Below are 22599 nucleotides of genomic sequence, written 5' to 3' on the forward strand. Positions count from 1 at the left end.
GGGTGAGGAAGCGCCTATTGCAACATTTCCTCACCCTCAAAAATTTGTTTTTACCTGATGGAGCTAAGGTATAAGCAGGTGGTTTGTGGAATTTTGTAAACTACTAGGCGGGAGTAGAGTCAAACCCGGGAGATGGTAGTGCGCCTGTTTACAACGGTTGCTGGATTACGCTGTTATTTGAACTTCAAACGGTCTGAGCAGGGGCTAGCTGAGCAAAAGCTGGCTGCTATGAAGGCTATAGCATTGGGGTCCGTAACAGGGGGGGGCGTAACAGTGGGACTAGTGCCAACAATGGGAGCGCTGCACCCAGGGCACCTAAGCCTGATTCATCGGGCCCGGCAAGATAACTATCTGGTTATTGTCAGTATTTTTGTTAACCCGCTGCAGTTTAGTCCCAATGAAGATTTTCAAAAATATCCTCGGACACTATTGCAAGACCAGCAGCAGTGTGAACAGGCAGGTGTTGATGTAATTTTTGCCCCGACTGCTGCCGAGCTATATGGTACAGTTCCCCCTATAAGTGAAGCTCTGACTCAGGTGCTGCCTCCTGCGACAGCGATCGCCCGTCTGTGTGGACGCTTTCGCCCTGGACATTTTGAGGGGGTAGCAACGGTAGTCGCCAAGCTACTCAATCTGGTACAACCTGATCGAGCTTACTTTGGGCAAAAAGATGCTCAACAGTTAGCAATTTTGCAGCAGATGGTAGCAGATTTGAATATTCCCGTAGAGATTGTGGGTTGTCCGATTGTGCGAGAAGCAAATGGACTGGCGTTGAGTTCACGCAATCAGTATTTGACAGATGCAGAGCGATCGCAGGCAACCGTTCTTTACCGCAGTTTGCAGAAGGCTGAACAACTGTTTCGGTCAGGCAATCTAGAGTCCGCTGCTTTGCTAGCAGCGGTTGAAGCAGAGCTAGCGACTGAGCCCGCCGTCAAACCTCAATATGCGGAGCTAGTTGACCCAGTCACCCTAGCGCCATTAGAACGGGTGGAGGAGTCAGGACTGCTGGCGATCGCTGCTTATCTTGGCTCAACCCGACTGATCGATAATCTTGTGCTGCGAAATCGTCAACCCATTTTGGCGATTGATGGTCCAGCCGGGGTCGGTAAATCTACTGTAGTCCGCCAAGTGGCTCAAAATTTGGGGCTACTTTATCTAGATACGGGAGCGATGTATCGAGCAGTAACCTGGCTCGTGCTGCAATCGGGTATTGCCTTAGGTGATCAGCCTGCGATCGCCGAGTTAGTTAGCCAGTGTCAGATTGAGTTAGAAAACCAAGTCAAAAATTTGCCATCTACACCTAGAGTTTGGGTGAACGGGCAGGATGTGACTCAGGAAATCCGCAGTGCAGAAGTGACCGCCCACGTCTCGGCCGTTGCAGCTCAACCCGCTGTGCGGCGATCGCTGGTAAAGCAGCAGCAGCAGTATGGGTGCAAAGGTGGAATTGTGATGGATGGTCGCGACATCGGCACTCATGTGTTTCCTGATGCCGAGCTAAAAATCTTCTTAACTGCTTCAGTGCAGGAGCGGGCACGACGGCGACAGCTTGACCTAAAGAATCAGGGACAAACAGGAGTCAGCCTGGAAGAATTAGAACGCGCTATCTACGAGCGAGATCACAAAGACAGCACTCGTAGCATTGCCCCTTTACGGAAGGCAGAAGATGCGATCGAAATTCAAACTGACGAACTCACCATTGATGAGGTTGTTGCTAAGATCGTCAGCCTTTATCACCAGAAATTGGGGTAGCTTCCGAAGATTCACTGAGTACTAAATCAGGGATATCTCTGATGTGAATGAAAGGTTTTATAAATTACAACAAAATAGCTGCAACTACTGAAGAGCTCTTTCGGTAGAGAAGAATCTAGCAAGACCAATCTCACAGTTGAAAGAGCAGTGTTAGGCAAAATAGAGTGCATTTAACCTAGAGTAAATTTTGCTGCATAGTGCTGTGGCTATTTGATAGCGGCTTTGGAGAAGGAGCTTTTTTTGATGGCATTGTCCAAAAGATGGAATCTCAAAAATATCTTCGGGAACATTCTCCCTCCAAAGTAAGACTCAACTCATGAGGCGAAAATTACGCCTGGGGTGTTGAAGCCAGCAGCGTTAGATCAGGTCTGAGATCACGGCTGAGTCTAGACCCAACAAGCCAAGCATTTACCGATTCTTCTAAAGCGCTAGCTATTAGCATCGCTGCCAAACCCAGAGGTGATCTTGCCTCATGAGTTTGGAGAAATTTTGTTGTGCGCTCATAGCCCTGATATCACCGACAAGTTTTGTCAAGACTGACTCACCTGCCTGCTTTTTCAAAGTGTTCAGGGTCATGCCTTTCGTAAATCTTTTGGCATTTAACATCCAACAAACTTGGAGGTATAACCTTGTTTTCTACGGAATCTGATACAGCTCAAACCCCTAATTTAGCTCAGATCCCCAATACGCTGACCCCTAAAAACGAGATTGCTTCCATCCTCAGCGTCAATGGTGCAGGCAACGCCATTACTCGCGCCGATTATGACAACATTGACAATTGGATCAAAGGTGGTTCGGGTAACGACACCCTCACTGGCAACGACAGTAGCAACTCCATTTTTGGAGACAAAGGCAACGATACCCTATCAGGTCGGGGTGGCAATGACCTAATAAAAGGTGGCGAAGGACACGATCGCCTCTATGGAGATGCTGGAAACGATCAGCTTATCGGTGACAGTGGCAATGATGCCTTGGTGGGCAGTGATGGTCGAGATATCTTGGAAGGCGGCAGCGGTCGAGAGCAGCTGGATGGCGGCAAAGACAAAGACATTCTGACAGGCGGCGGTGACCGAGATAAATTTGTTTTTAGCTCGGCTGATAGTGCCTCAAGGTTAGAAGATGCTGACGTTGTCACCGACTTTGAAAACGGTCGCGACAAGATTAAAGTGACAGGTGGTGTTACGTTTGAGCAACTCAACATTGCTCAAGGAAGCGGTAGTTTTGCTGAAGACACCGTTATTCAAGAGAAGCGCTCCGGCAAATTTGTCGCAGTGCTGAAGGAAGTCAGCAGTAGTGTCATTAATCGAGATGATTTCACGGGTCTAGCTGCTTTCATGCCCAAGCCCACTCCTGCCCCTATTTCTAGCCCAACTCCCAGTCCAACCACAATTCAGCCTCGTAGCAGCGGTGACACGATTCGCATCGAAGCGGAAAGTATGAACTTAAGCACTTACCGCAAAGAGTCAAACTGGGCTGTTTCAAAAGACTCCCTCATTACTCTAAAGGGAGGAAGCAGCAGCGAGTCAGGTAAGGCGACTCGCAGCTTTAGTGGTCCTTCAGGTACCTACAAGGTTGTTGTCGGTTATGTTGACGAAACCGATGGAGTGAGCCAACTGCAAACTCGCGTTGCTGGGAAAACGCTCAATACCTGGAATCTGGATAAAAACTTGGGCAGCGACGCAATTAGCAGCAGAAACTTAGTGCGCCGCACGGTTGCTGAGAGGGTTTCTGTGAAGCAGGGCGACCTGATTGAGATTCTGGGTAAGGAAAATAAAGGCGAACATGCTCGCGTAGACTACATCGAGTTCATTCAGACTGAAAATAGCTCATCTCCCACGCCTACTCCAGCGCCCACACCTGCTCCGGTTCCAGGGCCCACTCCAGCGCCCGCTCCCACGCCTACTCCAGTTCCGACACCTGCGCCCACTCCTGCCCCTTCGTTGAGCAAGGGAACTTTGGCCTTTAGCTCAACTAACTTCAGTGTGAACGAGGATGCCGGAACAGCAACCATCACCGTCAACCGTACAGGTGGTGACGATGGCGAAGTTCGCATCAACTACGCAACTGTAAGCGGTGGCACTGCTAAAGCGGGAGAAGACTATAGCGGCACTTCTGGCACTTTAGTCTTTGCCGATGGTCAGACTAGTAAGAGCTTCACCATTAGCATGAGGGATGATGATGGCGTTGAGGGCAATGAAACCGTCAAGCTGTCTCTTACCAATGTGATTGGGGCGAAGCTAGGTGATGCGAAGGAGGCGACGCTAACAATCGCAAATGATGACAAGCCTGCGGACAATGGCGGCTCAGGTGGCGGGCCTATCGGCGGCGGACAATCTTCGCTAAACAACAAGACGGTCAAGTTTAGCGGTTCGGATGGTCAGGCGGCGATCGCCTCTAGCGGTGCAGCCAAAGTCACTATCGGTAGCCAAACTATCTATATTGGCTCTCAGCAAGTCACCAGCATCAACCAAAACCCGATCATCGCTAGCTTTGACAGTCAAAACCCCGGCAACAACTGGGTCAAAACCAACTACGAGACAACGGGCGCTGACGGTCGCGGTTATGGACTCTTCTGGGACGGCAGTTCGCTCTACGGCGTTTTTAGCGTAGACGGCACGCAAGGTTCATCTAGCCAAGATTTCCGCCGTGCTTCTTCTGATGCTACTCAACAGTGGCTGAGAAGCTATGGGCAGGGTGGTGGATCTAAAGTTGCCGTGCTAGCGCGGATCGATCCCAAGACAGGCGACATGGTGGATGCAGCTTATCTTTCGGCTGTGTTGAGCAGCGGCAAGAGTAACTCACTCGCCGTTACTGGCATCTCTACTAACTCGAAGGGCAATCTGGTTGTCAAAGCACAATCCTACTTTGCTCCTCGTCGTCCCGACGGAAAAGCCATGACTCAGACAGGTTCAGTTGGTTCACCGTTTGACTATACGGTTGAAATCACTCGCGACCTGAAGACTGTAGTTAACACTTCGGCTAACGGTTGGCGTTAGGAATTTGCTTTAGTCGCTCAGTGAAGTGAAATTGCCATCAGATTGCTAAAAGCCATCAGGTTGCTAAAAAAGGGCAAGGAGCTTAAGCTCCTTGCCCTTTCGCACTGGGTCTCGTTCACTTGTCCAAATCCTTACGAAGAAATGGTATGTCCAGCGGCAACAATTAACTGTTTAAATGTTTCCTCAGATGCTTGAGAGTTAATGGTAACGGTCTTGGTGTCCACGCTCACTTCAACATCAGCATCAGGTTCTGTGGTCAAAATTGTCTCCTTAAGCTGTTCCGCAGAATCAGGACTATCAATAGATGGAACGTGTAATTTCAGCGCCATAATATCTCTCGTAATTTTACTATGGCTATTTTTTACCGTTTGCCCTCGTCTAGGTAGTAGCTAGAGACAGATTTTTGTAGTGCGATCGCCCCTTCCCTAAGCCGTAGGAACCCCTAAGGCGTGGGAAAGTGAATCATCACATCATAGTTGTCCCAAAAAGATTTTAGATCCCAGCGAAAGTTGTATGCAGTAGGGGCGATCGCTTTCGTATCAGGAAATGCCAGTAGTTGGTTATCTAACCCTGCCTTTCGCATTGTTAGGGCAAACAGATTTGTTTGTTTCGCAGAAATAATTAGCGCACTCTTCATTTGCTCTCGTGCCGTCAAAACACCTGCCAGGTGCAAGAAGAAAGGACGTGAATTGCCCAAACCCACGTCGTAAAGCGAACAGTGACTTCCACCAAACAATGCCACATGCCGCGAACCAGGGCGAAACTGTTGACGAATATTTTGGGCAATAAACCCATCGCGGCTGAGTCGCTGACGCTCGGCGTGAACTTCTTCCAGATTTTTCCAGGCGGTTTGCTGCGCTGTTTCGTCTACACCTAGAACCTGTACATCGGGATTTCTGGCTTGCACTGCACGGATCACAGCAGCAATATCGGCACCAAACAGGCTAATAGAGGGAATTCCTGCTTCTACTTGACTTAGGAATTGTTCAACCTGGGGTGGGTCTGCCTCCAGCATCAGCACATCCACATCAAGTTGTGAAAAGATATCCTGTGCCAAAAACTGGCGGAATGCCTGGTTATGGATTTCGCCTAGACAAAGAAATTCAAGATTTGACCGGTTGATCGATTCAATCCATTCACTCAAAGCAACTTGGTGAGCATTGAGTTCTGCCTGTAGGTCAAGCGTATCGGCTAGCCAAAACCTGGGGTCGAGATTTTCTGCTGGAGAAACTGCCTCAGAGGAAGGTGAAGCCGGGACAGAATTTAATCCAAATCCTGGTCTAGCAAAAATCACGACCAGCGTCAGAACAAGCAGAAATAAAGCGCTTTGGACCGTCTTAGGCATGTGTCCTCTGATAAGCCAGGTTTGTCTCAAGGGCTTGTTTTCAGGACTGGACTTGGTCCGTTTAAGGTTGAAGCGTTTGAGTATTGCGCTGCTGTAGGTCGAGTTTAGCCCGCAATTCACCTTTGATGCGGCTTAAGATAGAAGCCTCATCCAGGGAAGCCAGAATTTTGGTGACGACTGCTTTAGGTCCGTCCGGTCCCCAAGAGGCTCCATTCGCTAAATAAGCTTTGGTAACTTGCCCAATGCCGTAGGAGGAAACTCCGGCAACTCCAGCTTGGGTCAACGCAACCGAGAGGTAGGGTAGCAGGGAAGCTCCTCCAGTTGCAGGCGCAGAAAGCCCTAATAGTCCCTTAAGCGAACTGAGTCCAAAGGTGGCGACAAGTTCACTGGCGGTGATGCCACCCATGCTGACAGCAATTTTTTGTAGCAAGCTGACTGCGCCCTGCTGAGTCATGACGATGCCATATAGTTTTGATAGGGTCAAAATCATTGCTACATCGATTACGGTGCCGCTGAGTAAGTCGAGCGCTGTAACTGGGTTGAGGGCGATCGCCACTGCCTTTGTCATCACCCCATTCCAGATAATTTGATTGGCACTGCGATCGCGAATTTCCATCTTGCGCTGCACCAGTTGCTCATTCACATCATCGGCGTAGAGCATCGTGTTCAACGCCACGAGTGCTTTACCTTCGCGGTGCAAAATCTCCAAAATTTTCAGCTTCAATTCATCAACCTGGGGCATACCCTGACTGAGATTTGCTACTACTTTACCGTCAGGACGACGAACTGCCCTGGCAATCAGGGGGGAGGCTGCCGTCATCACAATTTCGTCGGGCGAAAGCAGTTCACGCACCCGCTCATCTCGAATTTTGTGGTAAATCGCCAATCGGTCAGCCTGAGGATACTGGTCGATTTTGTTTAATACCAGGAGAATTGGCTTGCTGGCTTGACGTAACTCTGAGAGAGCCGTGTACTCAACCTGGGTCATGTCTCCAGCAATCACAAACAGAATCAGATCCGCCTGTTTTGCCACCTGTCGTGCCAGTGCCTCGCGGCTTTCGCCATGCACCTCATCAATGCCGGGGGTGTCAATTAGCTCAACTTGGGAATTGCCCAAACCGGGTAGTGAAACTCTAAGTAGGGGGCGATCGCTTCCCTCAACTGCTTCCCGGCGTAAGTTCCAACTGGCGCTCTGCATCTGCTGCGTTACGCCATGAGTAGGTCCAGTCGTAAATACAGGTTGACCTAGGAGCGCATTAAGCAGCGAAGACTTTCCCCGTCCTACCATGCCAAACACAGCAATGTGAACAACCTGGCGATCGAGCTTATCTAACATAGATTCCAGGCTGTAGATCTCTGTTTCCAGACCGGCCCGTTCTCTCGCTGTAAGATCCAGAGTAGTCACCAGTTCACGTAAAGCCTCTTGAGCCTGCCTGTAGTGCAACTCTGCCTGGATGTCTTCAAAACTGTGAATTGTTTCTTCTAGCTCAGTATCCAGTCTCGCCTTTTGCTCAGATGATTCTGCTGCATTCACCGCTGACAAAGTGGGATCTGGGGTTGAATTAAAGTCAGGATTGGACGAAGAACCAGGCAAAACCGAACCTCCAGAAGCAAAAAGCCCTAACACTCCTCATACCATCTTCAGCAGAGCGCTGGTTCAATCCTAGCTATTTCTCCAAAACTCTTGGAATAGACAACGGCTGATTTAGGAATAAGTTTGACCACTGAAGTGATGAAGGTGCTTTTAGTCAGATGTGAGAGCCGCACTCAAATCAATGCAACTCTCACAACAAACCTGAAACGATAAGCCAGATTCAGACATTTCTAAGAATCAGAAGACAGCGATGCTGCAATCGCTCACTAAGAGACATCTCCTGAAGCACCAATGCCTGACAAAGAGCCTGAACCAATACTTAGCGGAAACGCCGCTTGCGCCGGGCCATAACTGCCTTGCGCTTACGCTTCTCTAATGGGGTTTCAAAATGACGATGGCTCTTTACGTCTGCCAAGATTCCTGCTTTGGAAACCTGCCGCTTAAACCGTCTCAGAGCTGACTCGATACCTTCGTTCTCACCTAAGAGCACTTGGGTCATTACTTGCTTCTCCTTAAAGCTAATCTTCACTAATCATTTTACTCAACCAGGGCGATCGCTCGACCCTTCCCTACCTTGGATAAGCTCAGCTATTAGAAACAGAAGCTATACCACCTACACATTCTAAAGCTACAGCCAGTATCAGGTAAATATTAGCTCCAATGGTATTTCAAAATTTCATGTAGCTTGTCACAAGCCTTATACCAATTCTCGTTAAGGCAGCATGTTTGGAACATACCGCGTACACGTGTGCTTCAAAATATGTAGCCTCATGTAGAGCCAGTCTTAGCAAACAAAAGATAAGTCAACTGCACCAAAGTGGGTACTTAAGGCCACATTCAAATTCTCAAGCGCCTTCACCAGCCAAGCTACTGCATCACGAGTATAGGCTTCGTAGTGGCTAAATAAGATCGAAAAGCGCCGCTCTAAGGATGGCTTGACTTTACGGCATAGCAGCACAATCTTAAGCAGCAGCCCAGTCGTAAGAACTGGCCCCAAATTAGTGAGCAAATCCACAAAGACAAAATGCTGAGGACGCTGAGGACTTTCAACCACAAGGAAGTTGAGCAGTTGGCTGCAAGTCCGCACCACCAGAAAATCGTCTAGAGGTTTGGAGTTGCTGTCAGGCAGCGTAGACTTGAGATGCTGATAAAGCTGATTGTTAAACTTCCGTCTTCCGTATTCTGGATCGACCGAGGAAGTCATGTATTGATAGAGATCGTCCTTAAACGTTTTGTACGTTACTGCCTGACCGCTATGTGCCAAGAAGCTATAAGCCAAATCGCGATAAGTACTCGATCCTTCAACCTTGCCAATGTAGTGTCGGATTGCTCTACCTAACTCCTGATCATTGAGCAGCGTCGGATTAGCGACGGGTTGAATGATTCGCTGGGCGGTGGGTGAAGATAAGCGAGACGCGATTTGCGATCGCCGCATTTGGTAAGTCACATACTGCGACAGATCAATCTCAAACTGCCGCTGTACTCTGAACTGGATCTGTTTGACAGTATGCTGATGCTCTTGAGTGCTATCTTCACTCAAAAGGCAATGTTCGTAGAGATAGGGGTAGCGTCTAATTAGCGTACCGAGAGGGCGATTTCCTGCATTGGCGTTATTTTCGGCTTCCTGCACTACCTGAGCTAAGCGACGCAGTGTCAGGTATTGTTCAGTTTCAGTAAAAAGTTTGACGAGTTCTCGCAATCGGCGAACAGAGCGCGATCGCTTGATGCCGGTGACGGGCTCAGCCGGAATTGTTTCAAATAGCCCAACCAACTCAGGAATGGCCATTTGAAACTGCGAGCGTGCCTGCCAGCGGTTAATCAGAATGTGGCAGCAGCGGTTTAGGACGTACCGAAATTCCTCAGAAGCCAACCCTGACGCTGTCACAGCATCAAGACTGGCTGCAATGTCAGCATCAGGATATCCTGTGCCATCAATGAATAGACAGCGAAAGCGTTTGATCAGTCGATCGGGAGGCTCCAGTTCGATCCAGTGGAGCAAATGATCGTAGATTTCCTGCTCGTGCCGCGTGATTTGTCTGTTACTGCAGCCTGTCCATGTAGTCACAACAGTTGGCGCTCCTCGGCCCAATCACCAACAGTAAATCCAACCCAATGTCTATCTAATAGAACCATTCTGTCAAGGTAGAAAACCCTAAACCAGAAAACCGACCAACAGAGATATGGATTTAACAGCTTCTTGTATATATGTCTCCAATACTACTTAAGCTGCGTCCTGGAAAATTGTGATTTCAATCACTTTTACTTTAAAACTTTGATGAACTTCCCAAAGAACAAGACTCGGCTGAAATCTAAAAGTAGACTTCTTACTGACGTTTCTACGCATATTTACTTGATCACCTGTATAAAAATACGCATTCCGAAACTTGGTGAATAGCCCCCTTTAAGAAAATATATTAGGTTGAGCGGTTTGAGCAGCGTTTCACTTTACTAAATCTTTAACTTGCCTCCCATTAATTTGACAAATTCTCAGGACAGTGTAAGGCATGGCGCGAGCAACATCATCCGACACCTTTCAGCCGCATTTCGGGTGATTGAATGGTGCTATCGAACCTCCATCAACTTAAATAACGATCTTTCCGGTGCTGCACTGTGGCTAGTCTTGAGAGATTTGAGCTTGCAAGCTTTCTAACTCTGCTTGCTGTGCTTGCGTTGTTGATTCTGTCATTGGCAGACTGGCTGTTGAGGATTCGGTTTAAAACTATAAGAAAATTAATTCAATCTGCTGACGCACTTTCAGCCCAGTAGGAGGTCAATCTGCCAAATCAACCTGCTAGATTGCGTAGATTTAGCAGTTTATGAATCACATTTCCGGGCGAAGACAAGCATAAAGTTGTGGCATTCTGGATCATACGCCAACCACTACATATTCCTGGCAGACAACTCACACAGGTAGGGCAGATTGATGGACGATAAGTTGATGTTGATGATTCCTGGACCGACTCCTGTGCCGGAACAGGTTTTGCTGGCGCTGGCGAAGCATCCAATTGGGCATCGCAGCGGTGATTTCAATAAGGTGATGGCGGAGGTGACGCAAGGGTTGAAGTGGCTGCACCAAACCCAAAATGATGTTTTGGTCTTAGCGGCTAGTGGTACGGGGGCGATGGAAGCGGGAATGATCAATTTCCTGAGTCCGGGCGATCGCATTTTAGTAGGCTGCAACGGCAAGTTTGGCGAGCGTTGGGCAGAGGTAGGCAAGGCTTACGGACTGAATGTAGAGACAATTACATCTGAGTGGGGCAAACCGCTGAACCCGGATGAGTTTCGCGTCAAGTTAGAAGCTGATACCGACAAGCAAATCAAGGCTGTCGTTGTCACCCATAGCGAAACTTCAACAGGTGTGTTGAACGATTTAGAGACGATCAACCGCTATGTTAAAGGACACGGCGAAGCGCTGATCATTGTTGATGCTGTGACCAGTATTGGAGCTGTACACTTGCCCATAGATGAATGGGGCTTGGACGTGGTGGCTTCCGGTTCCCAAAAGGGTTTTATGATTCCACCAGGTTTGGGATTTGTTGCGGTTAGTCCAAAAGCCTGGGAGGCTTACGCTCACGCTAAGTTACCGCGTTTTTACCTTGATTTGGGCAAATATCGCAAGGATGCTGCTAAAAATAGCACTCCCTTTACACCGCCTGTAAACCTATTTTTTGCGCTTCAGACTGCGCTGAAAATGATGCAAGCAGAGGGCTTAGAGAATATTTTTGCTCGTCACCAGCGTCATATGCACGCTACTCGTGCTGCGATGAAGGCGCTGAGTCTACCGTTGTTTGCGGCTGATCAGGCAGCGAGTCCAGCGATTACGGCGATCGCCCCTGCCAACATCGATTCTGAACAGATTCGTGGCATTCTCAGGAAACAGTTTGATATTGCGGTTGCAGGTGGGCAAGACCATCTCAAGGGCAAGATTTTCCGTATTGGGCATCTTGGCTTTGTCAGCGATCGCGACATTCTCACTGCCATTGGTGCTTTGGAGTCGGCGCTTCAATCTCTGGGGTACGACAGCTTTACGCCTGGTGCAGGCATCGCAGCGGCAGCAGCAGTCTTTGCTCATTAGGTGACTACCGCTCATTAGGTGACTATGAGCTTCAAGCGTCCTAATCTCCTAATTAGTTCACTAATGCAAAGAGCGGGTCGATAGTTGACCCGCTCTTTTGCGTTGAGATATTAAGCTGTAATCGCTCCAGGTTATTCGATTGTCTGTCCAACTGATGCCGCAGTGCCACAGATTTAAAGTCATGCATTCCTTGGAGGTGATTTAAGCTTGAGTCGTCTCCATCCAATCAAAAATGCGATCGAGTTGTTCTAGCGTTACCAGACCGTACTGCCACAAAATCATGGGCAATGGTCCAGGGTCTTGCTCACGATGTCGCAGAGCGATCGCAATAGAAGAAGCAGAGAGCGCTAAATCTTCTTGTAAAAAGTGAATAAATCGAGAGTGGGTTGTGGGTGTCATATTGTGAGTTCACCTCCTTGCTGTGACCTATTGTGAAATTTGTATTTGAATCTGTGAGCAGCCGATAGCCACTCTTTCATCTGTCCTCTGCCCAATTTGACTAAGTTTCCTAACTGACCTAACTAGATTTAGCAAGTCAACAAACGACTTTTGGCAATTTGTTGTTTACTCTACTCGTTTTGCAGTCAACACCCGGTCAATCTGGATAATTCAGCTGAAAGTTTAACAATTTACCTCTTTAGGCTCGCTATCGCTGAATTACGACAACTAAACCTTGAGTGCTACCTTATATCTTCCGCAAGAGTACTCTATTTTCCTAATACAGACGTAAAGAACACTCGTAGAAACCAGGAGACTTTGTAAACGTTATATAAGTATCCCTGCCGCTTTAAAGCTTCAGGGAAGAATAAACTATCAAATCCACATGAGCTTGTACAGATGTATTCACCCTAGATTTAGCAATCAGGGCAATAAGTTTTGTGAAATCGCGGAACTTTAATAAGTGGGCTAATTCGCTTCGCTTTGCAGAAACTCGATCGCAACCTGATCGCCAACCTGTAGTCCTAGCTCTGCTGCACGTCCGCCTCGCAACTCAATCACCTGGTTGACAGAACCTTCTGGGCCGTAGGTGGGGCAAGTCGGGGTGGTGCAGGGAGGGACGTTGGAGGCGATCGCCTGCACTTCCTCATTTAGCAAAAAAACCATGTCTAGCGGAATTAGCACATTCCGCATCCAAAAATTAACTGGGCGGGGAGGCTCAAATTCAAACAACATTCCCCGGTCATCTGCTAGTTCGCTTCTAAACATCAGCCCGGTCGCCTGTTGCTGAGGGGTACGAGCCACTTCGAGCTGAATCTGCTGATCGCCAACAGTAGCTTGAGCTGAGATAGGCAAAGATTGTCCTGAGTTAGACTGCGAGGTTTCAACGGGGGTGGGTGACTGAGCTGATTCTGAGGGACTGCTAGTCTCCGGTGGAGTGGAGGGATAAGTGCAGCTCATAAGCAGCACACTTAACCCAATGGTGAATGTGCTAACTAAACACAAACGATTCATAAAAAATTTGGCGATCGCCATCTAAACTTCTCTTAAAACGTAACCAACCCCGCGTACGGTCTGAATCAGGCGCTTTTCGCCTTCGTCTTCGATTTTTAAGCGCAGATAGCGAATGTAGACCTCAATTACGTTGGACTCGCCCATAAAGTCGTAGCCCCAAACATTCTCTAAAATCTGTTCGCGGGTCAGCACCTCACGCGGATGCTCCATTAAATATTTTAGTAGCTCAAATTCTTTCATCGTCAGGTCAATCGCCCGTCCATACCGCAGCGCCCGACGAGTTGCCAGATCCAGCACCAGTTCGCCGAATCGCAGTTGCTCAGCACTCACGGTATCTGGCTGCAAGTAGAGCTGCACCAGCTTTAAAAATTCCTCAGTCCGGTAGGGCTTAAGAAAATAGTCATCTGCCCCAGCTTCTAGGCAAGCGACGCGGTCATCCACCGTGTCGCGCGCCATCAGCAACACTACAGGCATTCGCACTCCAGCCGCTCTCAAGTTGTTGCAGAGCCACAGCCCAGACTCGCCCGCTAGCATCCGGTCGATCACAATCAGCGACGGTTGAAACTCGTTCGCTTGATGCAAGCCACTTACTGCGTCGTAGGCGATCGCTGTTTCATAACCAGACTCTCTCAGATCCGCGCTGACGTGCTGAGCCAGAGATTCATCTGTCTCAACGAGCAGCACGCGAGGGCTGTGGTCAGGAGTTGCTGTGTTCATAAGATGCGATAAGCATTAATACCCTGTTTTAGCACGTTCAGGACAGAATGACTTCACCGCTTTGGGTAGTGCTTAAGGTAACTCAACAGAAGTGGGCTTAGCGATGTGTGGCAGCCCCCAGCCTAACTTTTCGCGCAGGACGTGGAAAAACTCGGTCGGCTGAAGGCGAATGAAACGGGCGGAATGGGGCGATCGCTGCACTTGCACCCGATCTTCAGGCGAAACGTAGCAGCCTGCATTCCCATCCACTACCATTACCAGGCGATCGGGATTGGCTGGGTAAATAGTCACAGGCTCGTTGTCCGCAAACACCAGCGCACGCGAGGCTAAAGAGTGCGGACAAATTGGCACAAGCTGTAGGGCTGGAACACCCGGTGCGACAACCGGCCCACCCGCCGACAGTGAATAAGCAGTGGAGCCTGTTGGCGTAGAAATCATCACCCCATCTGCGGCAATGTCAATTGGGGCGTGTTTGCCAATCTCAATCTCAAAATGGCACATGCTGGTCAGGGGTTCCCGGTGGATCACCATTTCGTTCAGACAAAGCGCTTCCCAGGTCAGTCCATCCCGGCCCTGGAACACCTGCACAGCAAGCATGGCTCGCTCTTCGACTTCGTAGTTTCCCTCGATCAAAGCCTCGATCGCCTGAGGCAATTGGCTGATGTAAACCTCAGTCAAAAAGCCCATGTGCCCCGTATTTACGGTTAGTAGGGGAATACGACTGGGAGCAACCTGACGAAAGGCCGACAAAACCGTGCCATCGCCTCCCAAAACGATCGCGAAAGCCATTTCCTGGTCAAACCCAGGCGGAACAAGCTGATCAATCGGGGTGTGGCAGATGGGACGATCAGGGCTAGAGTAGCCCAAGATGCCGCCAGCACCCGTTGTCAGGTAAACATCCCAGCCGCACGTTACCAGCTTGGCTCTTAACTCCTCGGCAACGCGACAGGCAACGGGCTTGATATCGTTGTAAATAATGCCAGCTTTGGGCACACTCAGCGTCCAGATTCAGGGTTCAAAATTGCAAAAGCTGCAACTGATGCAGAAGAGGGCGATCGCCAGGATTGCCCTTTTCATAGCTTAGTGTGTTGAGCAATTCTTGAACAGCAGCGAATGCAGATTGACCTGTGTTGAGCAGGATTTCTGCCGATTTTTTTGTTAGAGCCGACAACTTTTGCCTTATGAGCACCCTATTTGCCTTTCCCAACTCCTTCACGTTCTCGATGGGACAAGCCGCAGCAATGCAGTGATCCACAGTAATGCAGTGATAAAGTGGAAGACTAACGTTCCTTCGATTTACTCAAGTCAGAGAGGAAAACTGTCAGCATGGGCAAAACGATTCGAGGCTTGATTTTTGTTGTAGATGACAACATCGATACCGACCAAATCATTCCGGCGGAATATCTGACCCTAGTCCCCTCAAAGCCCGATGAGTATGAAAAGCTGGGCAGCTATGCGCTGATTGGCTTGCCCGATCGCTACGGCAAATTTATTGCCGAGGGCGAGATGAAAACTATATACCCGATCATCATCGCTGGGGAAAACTTTGGCTGTGGCTCTTCTCGTGAACATGCACCGATCGCCTTAGGAGCAGCAGGAGTAGAGGCAGTCGTGGCTCAGTCCTACGCCCGCATCTTTTTCCGCAACTGTACAGCAACGGGTGAACTGTATCCTTGGGAAGTGGGCGATCGCCTCTGCGACCAATTTGAAACAGGGCAAGAAGTCACAATCGACTTTGAGCAGAATCGGCTGATCAACCACACGCTCAACCAGGAATATAGTCTTCAACCGTTAGGAGATGTCGGTCCTGTCATTGATGCAGGTGGAATTTTTGCCTATGCCCGTCAGACTGGAATGATTGCAACTAAAGCCTAGAAATAGCAAAGTTCAAATGCCTTCTGAAGCGGCAAAACGCTTGCCTCATCAAGGATTGAGAGATTACGCCTTGCATGAATAACCTTGTAGCTTTTCGAACATATAGGATTTTCATAAGCAAAGAATAAGTGCAACTAATCGTCATAAAAGTTATACAACGGTTGTCGAGTTCTTTATATTCTGTTACAAAGGATGAGAACTCTCGTGAACGCGCATTCGCATGTTTGGTGGTTTTACTGGTTTGACTAATCGTCCTGGCACAGACATGGGTGAGCGCATGCTCAATACTGTCGCCAGTCAGTCTATCCGCCACTTGTTCACCCAAAGTGAGTCGGTTGAAGTTGATATTCGCTGCTATCCCTCTAGCAAGCTGCTGCAAGGCAGTATTGACAGCTTTAAGATGAGCGGTCGAGGATTGACAATCCGCAGACAGTTTCAGGTCGAGGAAATGTCCTTTGAGACTGATGCTGTTTCAATTGACGTTGGCTCGATCATGGGGGGGAAGATCCGTCTGAAGCAGCCGACACAAGCCGTTGCGCAGGTCACTCTTTCGGAAGAAGCAATAAATCGGGCATTTGAGGCTGATCTGGTAGAAAAGCGCCTCAAAAACGTTGAATCAGAAACTTTAACTAACCTTTCGGGCGGGGAAGCCATTTCTTTTAGAGCAGTCAAGGTACAGCTGTTGCCTGACAACCGGGTACAAATTGCAGCGAAGACCGACCTGCCAAACCGGAGCGACGTGCCCATCAGCATGACCGCGACGCTGACAGTTGAAAAACGCCGCCGAATTTCTTTTGCCAACCCTCAGTTTGAGCCAGAAGCGGTGCCTGAGGACGTGCGCGGGCTGTCTGAAGTTCTAACTATGGCATTCGCCGAGATTTTGGATAGTATGGTCGATCTAGATCGATTTGACTTGGATGGCGTAATGCTCCGAGTTAATCGTCTAGAAACTCATGGAAAAAAGTTGGTCTTTAGCGGTTACGCTCAGATTGACCACTTTCCAGGAACTTGATCAGACCGAAAAAAGGCATGTCAATTAGCAACTTATTTGTCCTAGGTGGGGTCGTCATGTGGCCCCTACTAGGACTATCAATCTTGGCAACAGCGCTAATTCTAGAGCGTGTTGTCTTCTGGTTCCAGGTGGCTCGCCGCCAAGATCGGGTAATCCGCGAAATTTTAGCGCTTTATCGTCGTAGTGCTCGTACAGCATTCCAGAAGTTAGAGCAGAATGCAGATTTGCCGATGGCCCGAATCTTCATAGCGGCTATGGAGCTAGAGCAGGCGACTCCAGATGAGTTTAGGCTGGCGTTGGAAAGCGCTGCACAGGCAGAACTGCCGCTGCTAAAGCGCTTTAACACGATCTTCGAAACGGTAATCAGTGTATCCCCGCTGCTAGGTCTGCTGGGCACCGTTTTAGGCTTGATCAATTCATTCGCGTCTTTGCGCGTAGGAGACTTGAGCAGCACTCAGGCAACCGGAGTAACGGCAGGGATCAGCGAAGCGCTAATTTCAACTGCTTCGGGCTTGGTTGTGGCGATATTTACGCTGCTGTTTGCCAATATGTTTCGCGGACTATATCTAAGGCAAATGGCTCTAATTCAAGAGTATGGTGGTCAGTTAGAGCTACTTTACCGCCGCCGCTATGAGCGAGGAGGTTTGCCTTATGCGCCTACCCAGTGAGCCAGACATACCGCCGCAGATTAACATAGTGCCGATGATCGATGTGATCTTTGCGATCTTGACGTTTTTCATTATGTCTACGCTATTTCTGACCCGCTCTGAGGGGCTACCGGTGAATGTGCCTGGAGCTGCTACCGGTGAAGCTCAGCCGCAGAATCAGATTGTAGTGACCATTAACCAGGGGGGGGAGCTTTTTCTCGATCGCCAACCTGTTGTGCTGGATGACCTAGCAGCGCAAACACAGACGTTAGTAGCATCGGGACAACCCCCGCTCGTGGTGATCAACGCCGATGCAGCGGTCGATCATGGGCAGGTCGTAGCGGTAATGGATCGGCTACGGGCAATTGAGGGAGTGAGGCTGGCGATCGCAACTCAGCGTCCCTGATAGCAGGGGGCATAGGTTAAAAAACTCGTTGCTCTTATATCGGTTCATACATTGCCAGCAGTTCCGAAAGCCTGATAGGAGGTTGTCCAATTCCTTTAAGGTATACCTGCCGATCAGAGGTTTCTGCACCGGTTAGACGAATTTGCAAATAATCTGACGGTCGCTGTTCTAGACGTTCTGCCCATTCGATCGCGACGATGCCCAATGGGTTTTCTATCTCATCCCAATAGGATTCCAGATAAAGCGCCGCAACTTCTGAGGGTTCCAACCGATAGAGGTCGAGGTGGTAGAGCGGAATTCGCCCTTCTAAATATTCATTCACCAAGGTAAAGGTGGGACTGGCGATCGCCTCTACAATTCCCAGTCCCTCACCGATCCCCTGAACTAGAGTTGTTTTGCCGCTGCCCAAATTTCCTTCTAGCAGAAGCACGGTGCCTGCTGGTAGCGATCGCCCCAGCACATTTCCCAACTTACGGGTCGCGTTGGCATCAGGTAGAGAAAGTGCGATCGATGTCATCACATCCCAATAGTCACAATTCCAGCCACAACTCACTAGCAGTTATAAAAAGCAAGGGGATGCAGTAGCCTGCACCCCCATCCAAGTAATCTAAGAAACTGTACGGCTAAGGACTTAATTTCAAGACAGATCTTGAAACTAGGTTCAACCTCAGGTGTCGTATACACGACATTCGTCTGCATCAGGGTTAGCGTCGCAGTACTGCTCCAGGGAGTTTTTCTGAGAACCCTTTTGGCGCTGGTGAGACGCCTCAGCCTGTAGCTCTTCGACTGCATCCCAGGCAGCAGCACATTCTTGAGAATTACCACCACTTATTTCACAAGCAGCACGAGCCTGTTCACGCTCTTTTTCGATCTGGCTTTGAATATCGCTCATAGACTTTCCGGTTTCAATCAGTTTTATCGTTGAACTTTGAGTTTTCCTAACACAGATTAGCTTAACAAACTGTTTTGTTAAACTTTCCAGAGAAACATGACTTAGAACATAACTTCTACCTTCAGTAATGCACGAGGTCAGCAGAACGAAACCAAATTAAGCCCTATTTTTTAAGGTTTGGCTCGTTGCTCCCTTGCACAAGCTATCTCTAGTCAGAATTTCCTGTGTCGCATCTGTTAAGACTGGCATAGCCATCTAATGCAGATGCTTATAGGAAAACATACTCACTCGTCTACCTTCAGTTTAGCAAGATAGTTGAGATTGCCATAGCGCATCCTAGAACGAGGGACATGTGTACTTCTTTCGGAAGGGGCTTCCAAGGCTCTCAATCCCACAAATGATTTAGGATTGCTGTGTAGCATTGATGTATGTTGGGTAACAGTAGCGCTACCAAAAGGGTAGAACTCATGACTGACCAGATGAAATGGGCTAGTGCTTTGTCAACTCGCCCGTCCTTGGAGGCAGCAGTCGGAGAAGTAGTCGAGCAGGCGCAGCGATCGCTGCAAGCTCCGGCAGATTTGGGGTTAGTATTCATCTCCTCGGCGTTTGCCAGTGAATATTCCCGGCTGTTGCCTTTACTGCAAGAACGGCTCTCTCTGCCGGTTCTAATTGGCTGTAGCGGCGGCGGCGTGATTGGCATGAATCAGTCAGGTGAAGCTCAAGAAGTTGAGCAGGAAGCTGGCTTGAGTCTCAGTCTGGCTCATTTACCTGGCGTAAAGGTACAGCCATTTCATATTCCCTCAGATGAATTGCCTGATCTGGACAGCCCTCCGTCTGCCTGGGTCGATCTGACTGGCATTTCGCCTGAGGATGAACCTCAGTTTGTCTTGCTATCTGACCCTTTCTCTTCGGGGATCAATGATTTGCTGCAAGGGTTGGACTATGCCTATCCGGGTTCTGCGAAGGTAGGTGGCTTAGCCAGCGTTAGCTCAATTACCAACAGCAGCACGCTGTTTTTCAATGACCAAGTACTTTACGAGGGAACGGTCGGTGTAGCCTTGAGTGGCGACATTGTGATGGAAACGATTGTGGCTCAGGGCTGCCGTCCAATTGGGCAGACTTACCGTGTCGCTGAGGGTGAGCGAAATATTGTCCTGAGTATTGAGGAACAGGTTGATGCGGATGCTTTAGCTTGCGGCATGGCAAAGACTCCGCTAGAGGTGCTTCAGTCACTATTTCAAGATTTAAGTGATGAAGATAGGGCGTTGGCGCAACATTCCTTGTTTGTGGGAATTGCCCGCAACGAATTTAAGCAGCGTCTGGAACAGGGAGATTTTTTGATTCGCAATTTGCTGGGCGTTGACCCGAAGGTGGGAGCGATCGCAATTGGCGATCGCGTCCGTCCAGGGCAGCGCATTCAGTTTCATCTGCGTGATGCCCAAGCCTCTGCCGAAGACCTGGAGATGATGTTAGAACGCTATCAGCAAAACACTCAGGCAAACTCTGAAGCAGCAGGTGCGCTGCTCTTCTCGTGCGTTGGACGAGGACAAGGACTCTATGGACAGCCCAACTTTGACTCTCACCTGTTTGGTCGCTACATCCATAATATTCCGGTCAGCGGCTTCTTTTGCGGTGGCGAAATTGGTCCGGTCGGGGACGCGACTTTCCTACATGGGTACACTTCTGTCTTTGGCATTTGCCGTCAGCCCTAGTCCTTCCCTTCCAACATCAACGTCGTGCAATTATCGATCAAAGCTGGACTGCCCAAGGGATCTTTGGCGCTAAACCGCTCAAAATATCGACGAGCCGCACTTGGGAACTGAGGAAAGTTAAATAGCGCATCCCCGTCGGCAATGTCAGCCCAGAAGTAGCGTAAACCTGGAACTAAGGCTTCTGCTTCGGCAAGGGAAAGGCTGAGGGGTGGCTGAGTGAGGAGTTTGAGCATGAAAGAACGAGAGCGATCGCCCATCCACTCCCGTGACGAGCTTTGCAAATCTTCCCATCCGGATACAGCAGCAACGCGATCGGACTCAATCTGAAGTTGTTGTTTACCCTGTTCATCCTGTCGGAAATGCAGCACTCGGTAAGGGTGAGGATAACTAACTAAAGAGCCAGTGGTGATGTCATAGATTCCTTCATGGCAAGCAATATCTTGCACATGGAGGTGCCCTGTAAAAATTAACTGCACGCCAGCAGACCGGAGTAATTTCAGTAGCCTGGGTGCATTCTTCAGCATGTAGCGACGACCCAGCGCATCGCTAGACTGCCCTGGTAAATGTTCTACGACGTTGTGGTGAATCATCACTATGACTAATTCACCTTTGGTTTCTGTCAAAGTTTGCTGAAGCCAGTCAAACTGTTCATCGTCCAGGTAGCCCGTACAAATTTGCTTTCCTTCAAAGTCAAAAAAGTTAGAGTTTAGCCCGATCAACCGAACTCCTGGCAAAATTTCATGGCTGTAGTAAACCTGCGTTGGGTCATCGTAGCCAAATTTTGGGTAATACAAAGGAAAGTCAGCCAGCCCAATTGATCGCTCCGTGGCAAACCGTTCTGGCACATCATGATTTCCTGGAATCACATAAACTGGGTAGGGCAGTTTCGCTAACCGCTCAGCTAGCCAGCTATGATTTTCTGGTTCCCCGTGTTGAGTCAGATCTCCCGGCAATAGCAAAAAGTCTAGCTCTAGCTGCTCCAACCGCTCCAGCACTACCTCCAGCGCAGGAATGCTCACTTCAACTAGATGAAAGCGAGTGGGATGATCCCAAATCGTGTGGGGAAGGGCGATGTGAAGGTCGCTGGCGATCGCAAACCGAAAATCTAAACTCATAAGCTGGCTCAATCTGGTGAAGGATGAAGGATGAAGACAGCCCCATCCCGCAAAACTGCTAGGAAAAAGTTTTAAGCTGGTTTTCTCAACTAAACGCTCCTGCCCTGCTGAATATAGCGTTTACATACAGCAATCCTAATGGGTTGTGAGAGGCGCACCCCGGAGGGGTGCGCCTCTCACAACCCGCTCGTCTTACAACTGATTTAGGACAGCTATAGTCAGGTATAAATTAGGCATAAACATGCTTGCTCGGGATAAGGATCTTTGCCGCAGGGCTATGATCTATAACGATCAGAATTCGTCTGATCCTCAAATTAAGGCTAAACCTAAACCTATTGGAATCAGCCAGACTTTTACAGCATAGGAGTATTTGCCTTGCCCCTCGTTCGTGTGCGCCAACATGTTAACCCGCTAAGCGATAAGTATCAGCAACCCGTTACCCCGCCTAACTGGGAAAAGATTTATGCTGACCCGACGCAGCCTTTGCATTTAGATATTGGCTGTGGCAAGGGTTATTTTGTGCAAGACATGGCGCAGCAGCAGCCCGACTGGAATTTTTTGGGGCTAGAAATTCGGCAACCGCTGGTCGAATATGCCAATTCGCGGCTAGAGGAACTAGGTCTTACGAACCTGCACTATTTGTTCTGCAACGTGAATGCTTCCTTGCATCTGCTGCTCAATTCGCTGCCGCCGAACACGTTGGAAGGGGTCACGATTCAGTTTCCCGATCCCTGGTTTAAGAAGCGGCACCAGAAGCGTCGCATGGTGCAGCCGGAGGTAGTAGAAGAATTGGCAAAACATTTGGTCAGCGGCGGCTTAGTGCTGCTCCAGTCAGACATTGAGGCAGTTGCGATCGAAATGCGCGATCGCTTCTTAGAACATCCTGCCTTTACTCCACAGAATGACGAGTGGCTTCCTACCAACCCGCTCCCCGTCATGACCGAGCGTGAGCAGTCTACCCTATCGCGAGGAGAGCCAGTCTACCGCGTCCTGTTTCAACGCCAATAGTCTT

The 22599-nt window shown here is 49.2% G+C and carries 22 protein-coding genes; 9 read left to right on the forward strand and 13 right to left on the reverse strand.

Translation table 11 applies throughout. The annotated features are described in order from the left end of the window. Positions 1–132: 132 nt before the first annotated feature. Both H6F93_RS12420 and H6F93_RS12425 read left to right on the forward strand, forming a co-directional pair. Positions 133–1749 (forward strand): bifunctional pantoate--beta-alanine ligase/(d)CMP kinase, encoded by a 1617-nt coding sequence (locus H6F93_RS12420; RefSeq protein ID WP_199313665.1) that lies wholly within the window; start codon positions 133–135, stop codon positions 1747–1749. A gap of 629 nt (positions 1750–2378) precedes the next feature. Beyond that, complete coding sequence (locus tag H6F93_RS12425) at positions 2379–4745, forward strand: Calx-beta domain-containing protein (protein WP_190681110.1); 2367 nt, start codon at positions 2379–2381, stop codon at positions 4743–4745. Between the two features lie 131 nt (positions 4746–4876). Here H6F93_RS12425 and H6F93_RS12430 read toward each other — a convergent pair whose 3' ends face one another. The 5 genes from H6F93_RS12430 to H6F93_RS12450 form a co-directional block, all read right to left on the reverse strand. Beyond that, the gene (locus H6F93_RS12430; RefSeq protein WP_190643092.1) at positions 4877–5074 is read right to left on the reverse strand and encodes a heavy metal transport/detoxification protein; all 198 of its coding nucleotides are present in this window, start codon (positions 5072–5074) and stop codon (positions 4877–4879) included. Between the two features lie 113 nt (positions 5075–5187). Beyond that, the gene (locus tag H6F93_RS12435; protein ID WP_190681112.1) at positions 5188–6090 is read right to left on the reverse strand and encodes a hypothetical protein; all 903 of its coding nucleotides are present in this window, start codon (positions 6088–6090) and stop codon (positions 5188–5190) included. Positions 6091–6151: 61 nt separating this feature from the next. Beyond that, complete coding sequence (locus tag H6F93_RS12440; protein ID WP_524537937.1) at positions 6152–7684, reverse strand: DUF697 domain-containing protein; 1533 nt, start codon at positions 7682–7684, stop codon at positions 6152–6154. A 319-nt stretch (positions 7685–8003) separates the two neighbouring features. Beyond that, positions 8004–8183: a 30S ribosomal protein S21 gene (rpsU, locus tag H6F93_RS12445; protein ID WP_190643090.1), complete on the reverse strand. Its 180-nt coding sequence runs from the start codon at positions 8181–8183 to the stop codon at positions 8004–8006. Between the two features lie 285 nt (positions 8184–8468). Further along, on the reverse strand, positions 8469–9749 hold the full coding sequence (locus H6F93_RS12450) for a Sll1247 family protein (protein ID WP_190643089.1): 1281 nt from the start codon (positions 9747–9749) through the stop codon (positions 8469–8471). 858 nt (positions 9750–10607) lie between these two features. Here H6F93_RS12450 and H6F93_RS12455 point away from each other — a divergent pair. Further along, positions 10608–11759: a pyridoxal-phosphate-dependent aminotransferase family protein gene (locus H6F93_RS12455; RefSeq protein WP_190681114.1), complete on the forward strand. Its 1152-nt coding sequence runs from the start codon at positions 10608–10610 to the stop codon at positions 11757–11759. 201 nt (positions 11760–11960) lie between these two features. On the opposite strand, the gene H6F93_RS12460 is transcribed toward H6F93_RS12455, so the two are convergent. The 5 genes from H6F93_RS12460 to H6F93_RS12480 form a co-directional block, all read right to left on the reverse strand. Beyond that, on the reverse strand, positions 11961–12158 hold the full coding sequence (locus tag H6F93_RS12460; RefSeq protein ID WP_190643087.1) for a DUF2949 domain-containing protein: 198 nt from the start codon (positions 12156–12158) through the stop codon (positions 11961–11963). Positions 12159–12665: 507 nt separating this feature from the next. After that, complete coding sequence (locus H6F93_RS12465) at positions 12666–13232, reverse strand: DUF192 domain-containing protein (RefSeq protein WP_242043423.1); 567 nt, start codon at positions 13230–13232, stop codon at positions 12666–12668. Next, entirely contained in the window at positions 13233–13928 is a 696-nt protein-coding gene (gene nblR / locus H6F93_RS12470) for a response regulator transcription factor NblR (RefSeq protein WP_190643086.1), read from the reverse strand. 72 nt (positions 13929–14000) lie between these two features. Beyond that, positions 14001–14921 carry an NAD(+) kinase gene (locus H6F93_RS12475; RefSeq protein WP_190643085.1) on the reverse strand — a complete coding sequence of 307 codons (921 nt, stop codon included), beginning with the start codon at positions 14919–14921 and terminating at the stop codon, positions 14001–14003. 22 nt (positions 14922–14943) lie between these two features. Continuing rightward, on the reverse strand, positions 14944–15183 hold the full coding sequence (locus H6F93_RS12480) for a hypothetical protein (RefSeq protein ID WP_206755726.1): 240 nt from the start codon (positions 15181–15183) through the stop codon (positions 14944–14946). Between the two features lie 71 nt (positions 15184–15254). On the opposite strand from H6F93_RS12480, the gene H6F93_RS12485 reads away from it, so the two are divergent. The 4 genes from H6F93_RS12485 to H6F93_RS12500 all read left to right on the forward strand — a co-directional run bounded on the left by H6F93_RS12485 (position 15255) and on the right by H6F93_RS12500 (position 17868). Continuing rightward, positions 15255–15803 carry a LeuD/DmdB family oxidoreductase small subunit gene (locus H6F93_RS12485; protein ID WP_190643083.1) on the forward strand — a complete coding sequence of 183 codons (549 nt, stop codon included), beginning with the start codon at positions 15255–15257 and terminating at the stop codon, positions 15801–15803. 220 nt (positions 15804–16023) lie between these two features. Continuing rightward, positions 16024–16815 (forward strand): LmeA family phospholipid-binding protein, encoded by a 792-nt coding sequence (locus H6F93_RS12490; RefSeq protein ID WP_190681116.1) that lies wholly within the window; start codon positions 16024–16026, stop codon positions 16813–16815. A 17-nt stretch (positions 16816–16832) separates the two neighbouring features. Then, the gene (locus H6F93_RS12495) at positions 16833–17483 is read left to right on the forward strand and encodes a MotA/TolQ/ExbB proton channel family protein (RefSeq protein WP_190681117.1); all 651 of its coding nucleotides are present in this window, start codon (positions 16833–16835) and stop codon (positions 17481–17483) included. Continuing rightward, complete coding sequence (locus tag H6F93_RS12500; RefSeq protein ID WP_190681119.1) at positions 17467–17868, forward strand: ExbD/TolR family protein; 402 nt, start codon at positions 17467–17469, stop codon at positions 17866–17868. The genes H6F93_RS12495 and H6F93_RS12500 overlap by 17 nt, the downstream gene beginning before the upstream one ends. A gap of 34 nt (positions 17869–17902) precedes the next feature. Here the strand turns inward: H6F93_RS12500 and tsaE are convergent, their stop codons facing one another. Both tsaE and H6F93_RS12510 read right to left on the reverse strand, forming a co-directional pair. Further along, positions 17903–18385 carry a tRNA (adenosine(37)-N6)-threonylcarbamoyltransferase complex ATPase subunit type 1 TsaE gene (tsaE, locus tag H6F93_RS12505; protein ID WP_190681122.1) on the reverse strand — a complete coding sequence of 161 codons (483 nt, stop codon included), beginning with the start codon at positions 18383–18385 and terminating at the stop codon, positions 17903–17905. Between the two features lie 150 nt (positions 18386–18535). Continuing rightward, a complete protein-coding gene (locus H6F93_RS12510; RefSeq protein WP_190643078.1) occupies positions 18536–18760 on the reverse strand; it encodes a Calvin cycle protein CP12 in 225 nt (74 codons plus the stop codon). A gap of 467 nt (positions 18761–19227) precedes the next feature. On the opposite strand from H6F93_RS12510, the gene H6F93_RS12515 reads away from it, so the two are divergent. Further along, positions 19228–20472, forward strand: a complete 1245-nt coding sequence (locus H6F93_RS12515) for an FIST signal transduction protein (RefSeq protein ID WP_190681130.1) — start codon at positions 19228–19230, stop codon at positions 20470–20472. Here H6F93_RS12515 and H6F93_RS12520 read toward each other — a convergent pair. Beyond that, complete coding sequence (locus tag H6F93_RS12520; protein WP_190681132.1) at positions 20469–21587, reverse strand: metallophosphoesterase family protein; 1119 nt, start codon at positions 21585–21587, stop codon at positions 20469–20471. The two genes, H6F93_RS12515 and H6F93_RS12520, sit on opposite strands and share 4 nt — an antisense overlap. Before the next feature lie 375 nt (positions 21588–21962). Here H6F93_RS12520 and trmB point away from each other — a divergent pair, with 375 nt between their 5' ends. Continuing rightward, positions 21963–22595 (forward strand): tRNA (guanosine(46)-N7)-methyltransferase TrmB, encoded by a 633-nt coding sequence (gene trmB, locus H6F93_RS12525; RefSeq protein WP_190681133.1) that lies wholly within the window; start codon positions 21963–21965, stop codon positions 22593–22595. Positions 22596–22599: the final 4 nt, after the last annotated feature.

Source organism: Leptolyngbya sp. FACHB-671, assembly GCF_014695745.1.
GTDB lineage: Bacteria > Cyanobacteriota > Cyanobacteriia > Elainellales > Elainellaceae > JAAUTN01.

Bases quoted from the DNA above. Each gene is read 5' to 3' on its own strand.
- H6F93_RS12430 (WP_190643092.1), bottom strand. From the start codon at position 5,074: ATGGCGCTGAAATTACACGTTCCATCTATTGATAGTCCTGATTCTGCG.
- tsaE (WP_190681122.1), bottom strand. From the start codon at position 18,385: ATGACATCGATCGCACTTTCTCTACCTGATGCCAACGCGACCCGTAAG.
- rpsU (WP_190643090.1), bottom strand. From the start codon at position 8,183: ATGACCCAAGTGCTCTTAGGTGAGAACGAAGGTATCGAGTCAGCTCTG.
- H6F93_RS12420 (WP_199313665.1), top strand. From the start codon at position 133: ATGGTAGTGCGCCTGTTTACAACGGTTGCTGGATTACGCTGTTATTTG.
- H6F93_RS12520 (WP_190681132.1), bottom strand. From the start codon at position 21,587: ATGAGTTTAGATTTTCGGTTTGCGATCGCCAGCGACCTTCACATCGCC.
- H6F93_RS12455 (WP_190681114.1), top strand. From the start codon at position 10,608: ATGGACGATAAGTTGATGTTGATGATTCCTGGACCGACTCCTGTGCCG.
- H6F93_RS12500 (WP_190681119.1), top strand. From the start codon at position 17,467: ATGCGCCTACCCAGTGAGCCAGACATACCGCCGCAGATTAACATAGTG.
- H6F93_RS12465 (WP_242043423.1), bottom strand. From the start codon at position 13,232: ATGGCGATCGCCAAATTTTTTATGAATCGTTTGTGTTTAGTTAGCACA.
- H6F93_RS12490 (WP_190681116.1), top strand. From the start codon at position 16,024: ATGTTTGGTGGTTTTACTGGTTTGACTAATCGTCCTGGCACAGACATG.
- H6F93_RS12460 (WP_190643087.1), bottom strand. From the start codon at position 12,158: ATGACACCCACAACCCACTCTCGATTTATTCACTTTTTACAAGAAGAT.
- H6F93_RS12485 (WP_190643083.1), top strand. From the start codon at position 15,255: ATGGGCAAAACGATTCGAGGCTTGATTTTTGTTGTAGATGACAACATC.
- H6F93_RS12515 (WP_190681130.1), top strand. From the start codon at position 19,228: ATGACTGACCAGATGAAATGGGCTAGTGCTTTGTCAACTCGCCCGTCC.
- H6F93_RS12510 (WP_190643078.1), bottom strand. From the start codon at position 18,760: ATGAGCGATATTCAAAGCCAGATCGAAAAAGAGCGTGAACAGGCTCGT.
- H6F93_RS12435 (WP_190681112.1), bottom strand. From the start codon at position 6,090: ATGCCTAAGACGGTCCAAAGCGCTTTATTTCTGCTTGTTCTGACGCTG.
- H6F93_RS12495 (WP_190681117.1), top strand. From the start codon at position 16,833: ATGTCAATTAGCAACTTATTTGTCCTAGGTGGGGTCGTCATGTGGCCC.
- nblR (WP_190643086.1), bottom strand. From the start codon at position 13,928: ATGAACACAGCAACTCCTGACCACAGCCCTCGCGTGCTGCTCGTTGAG.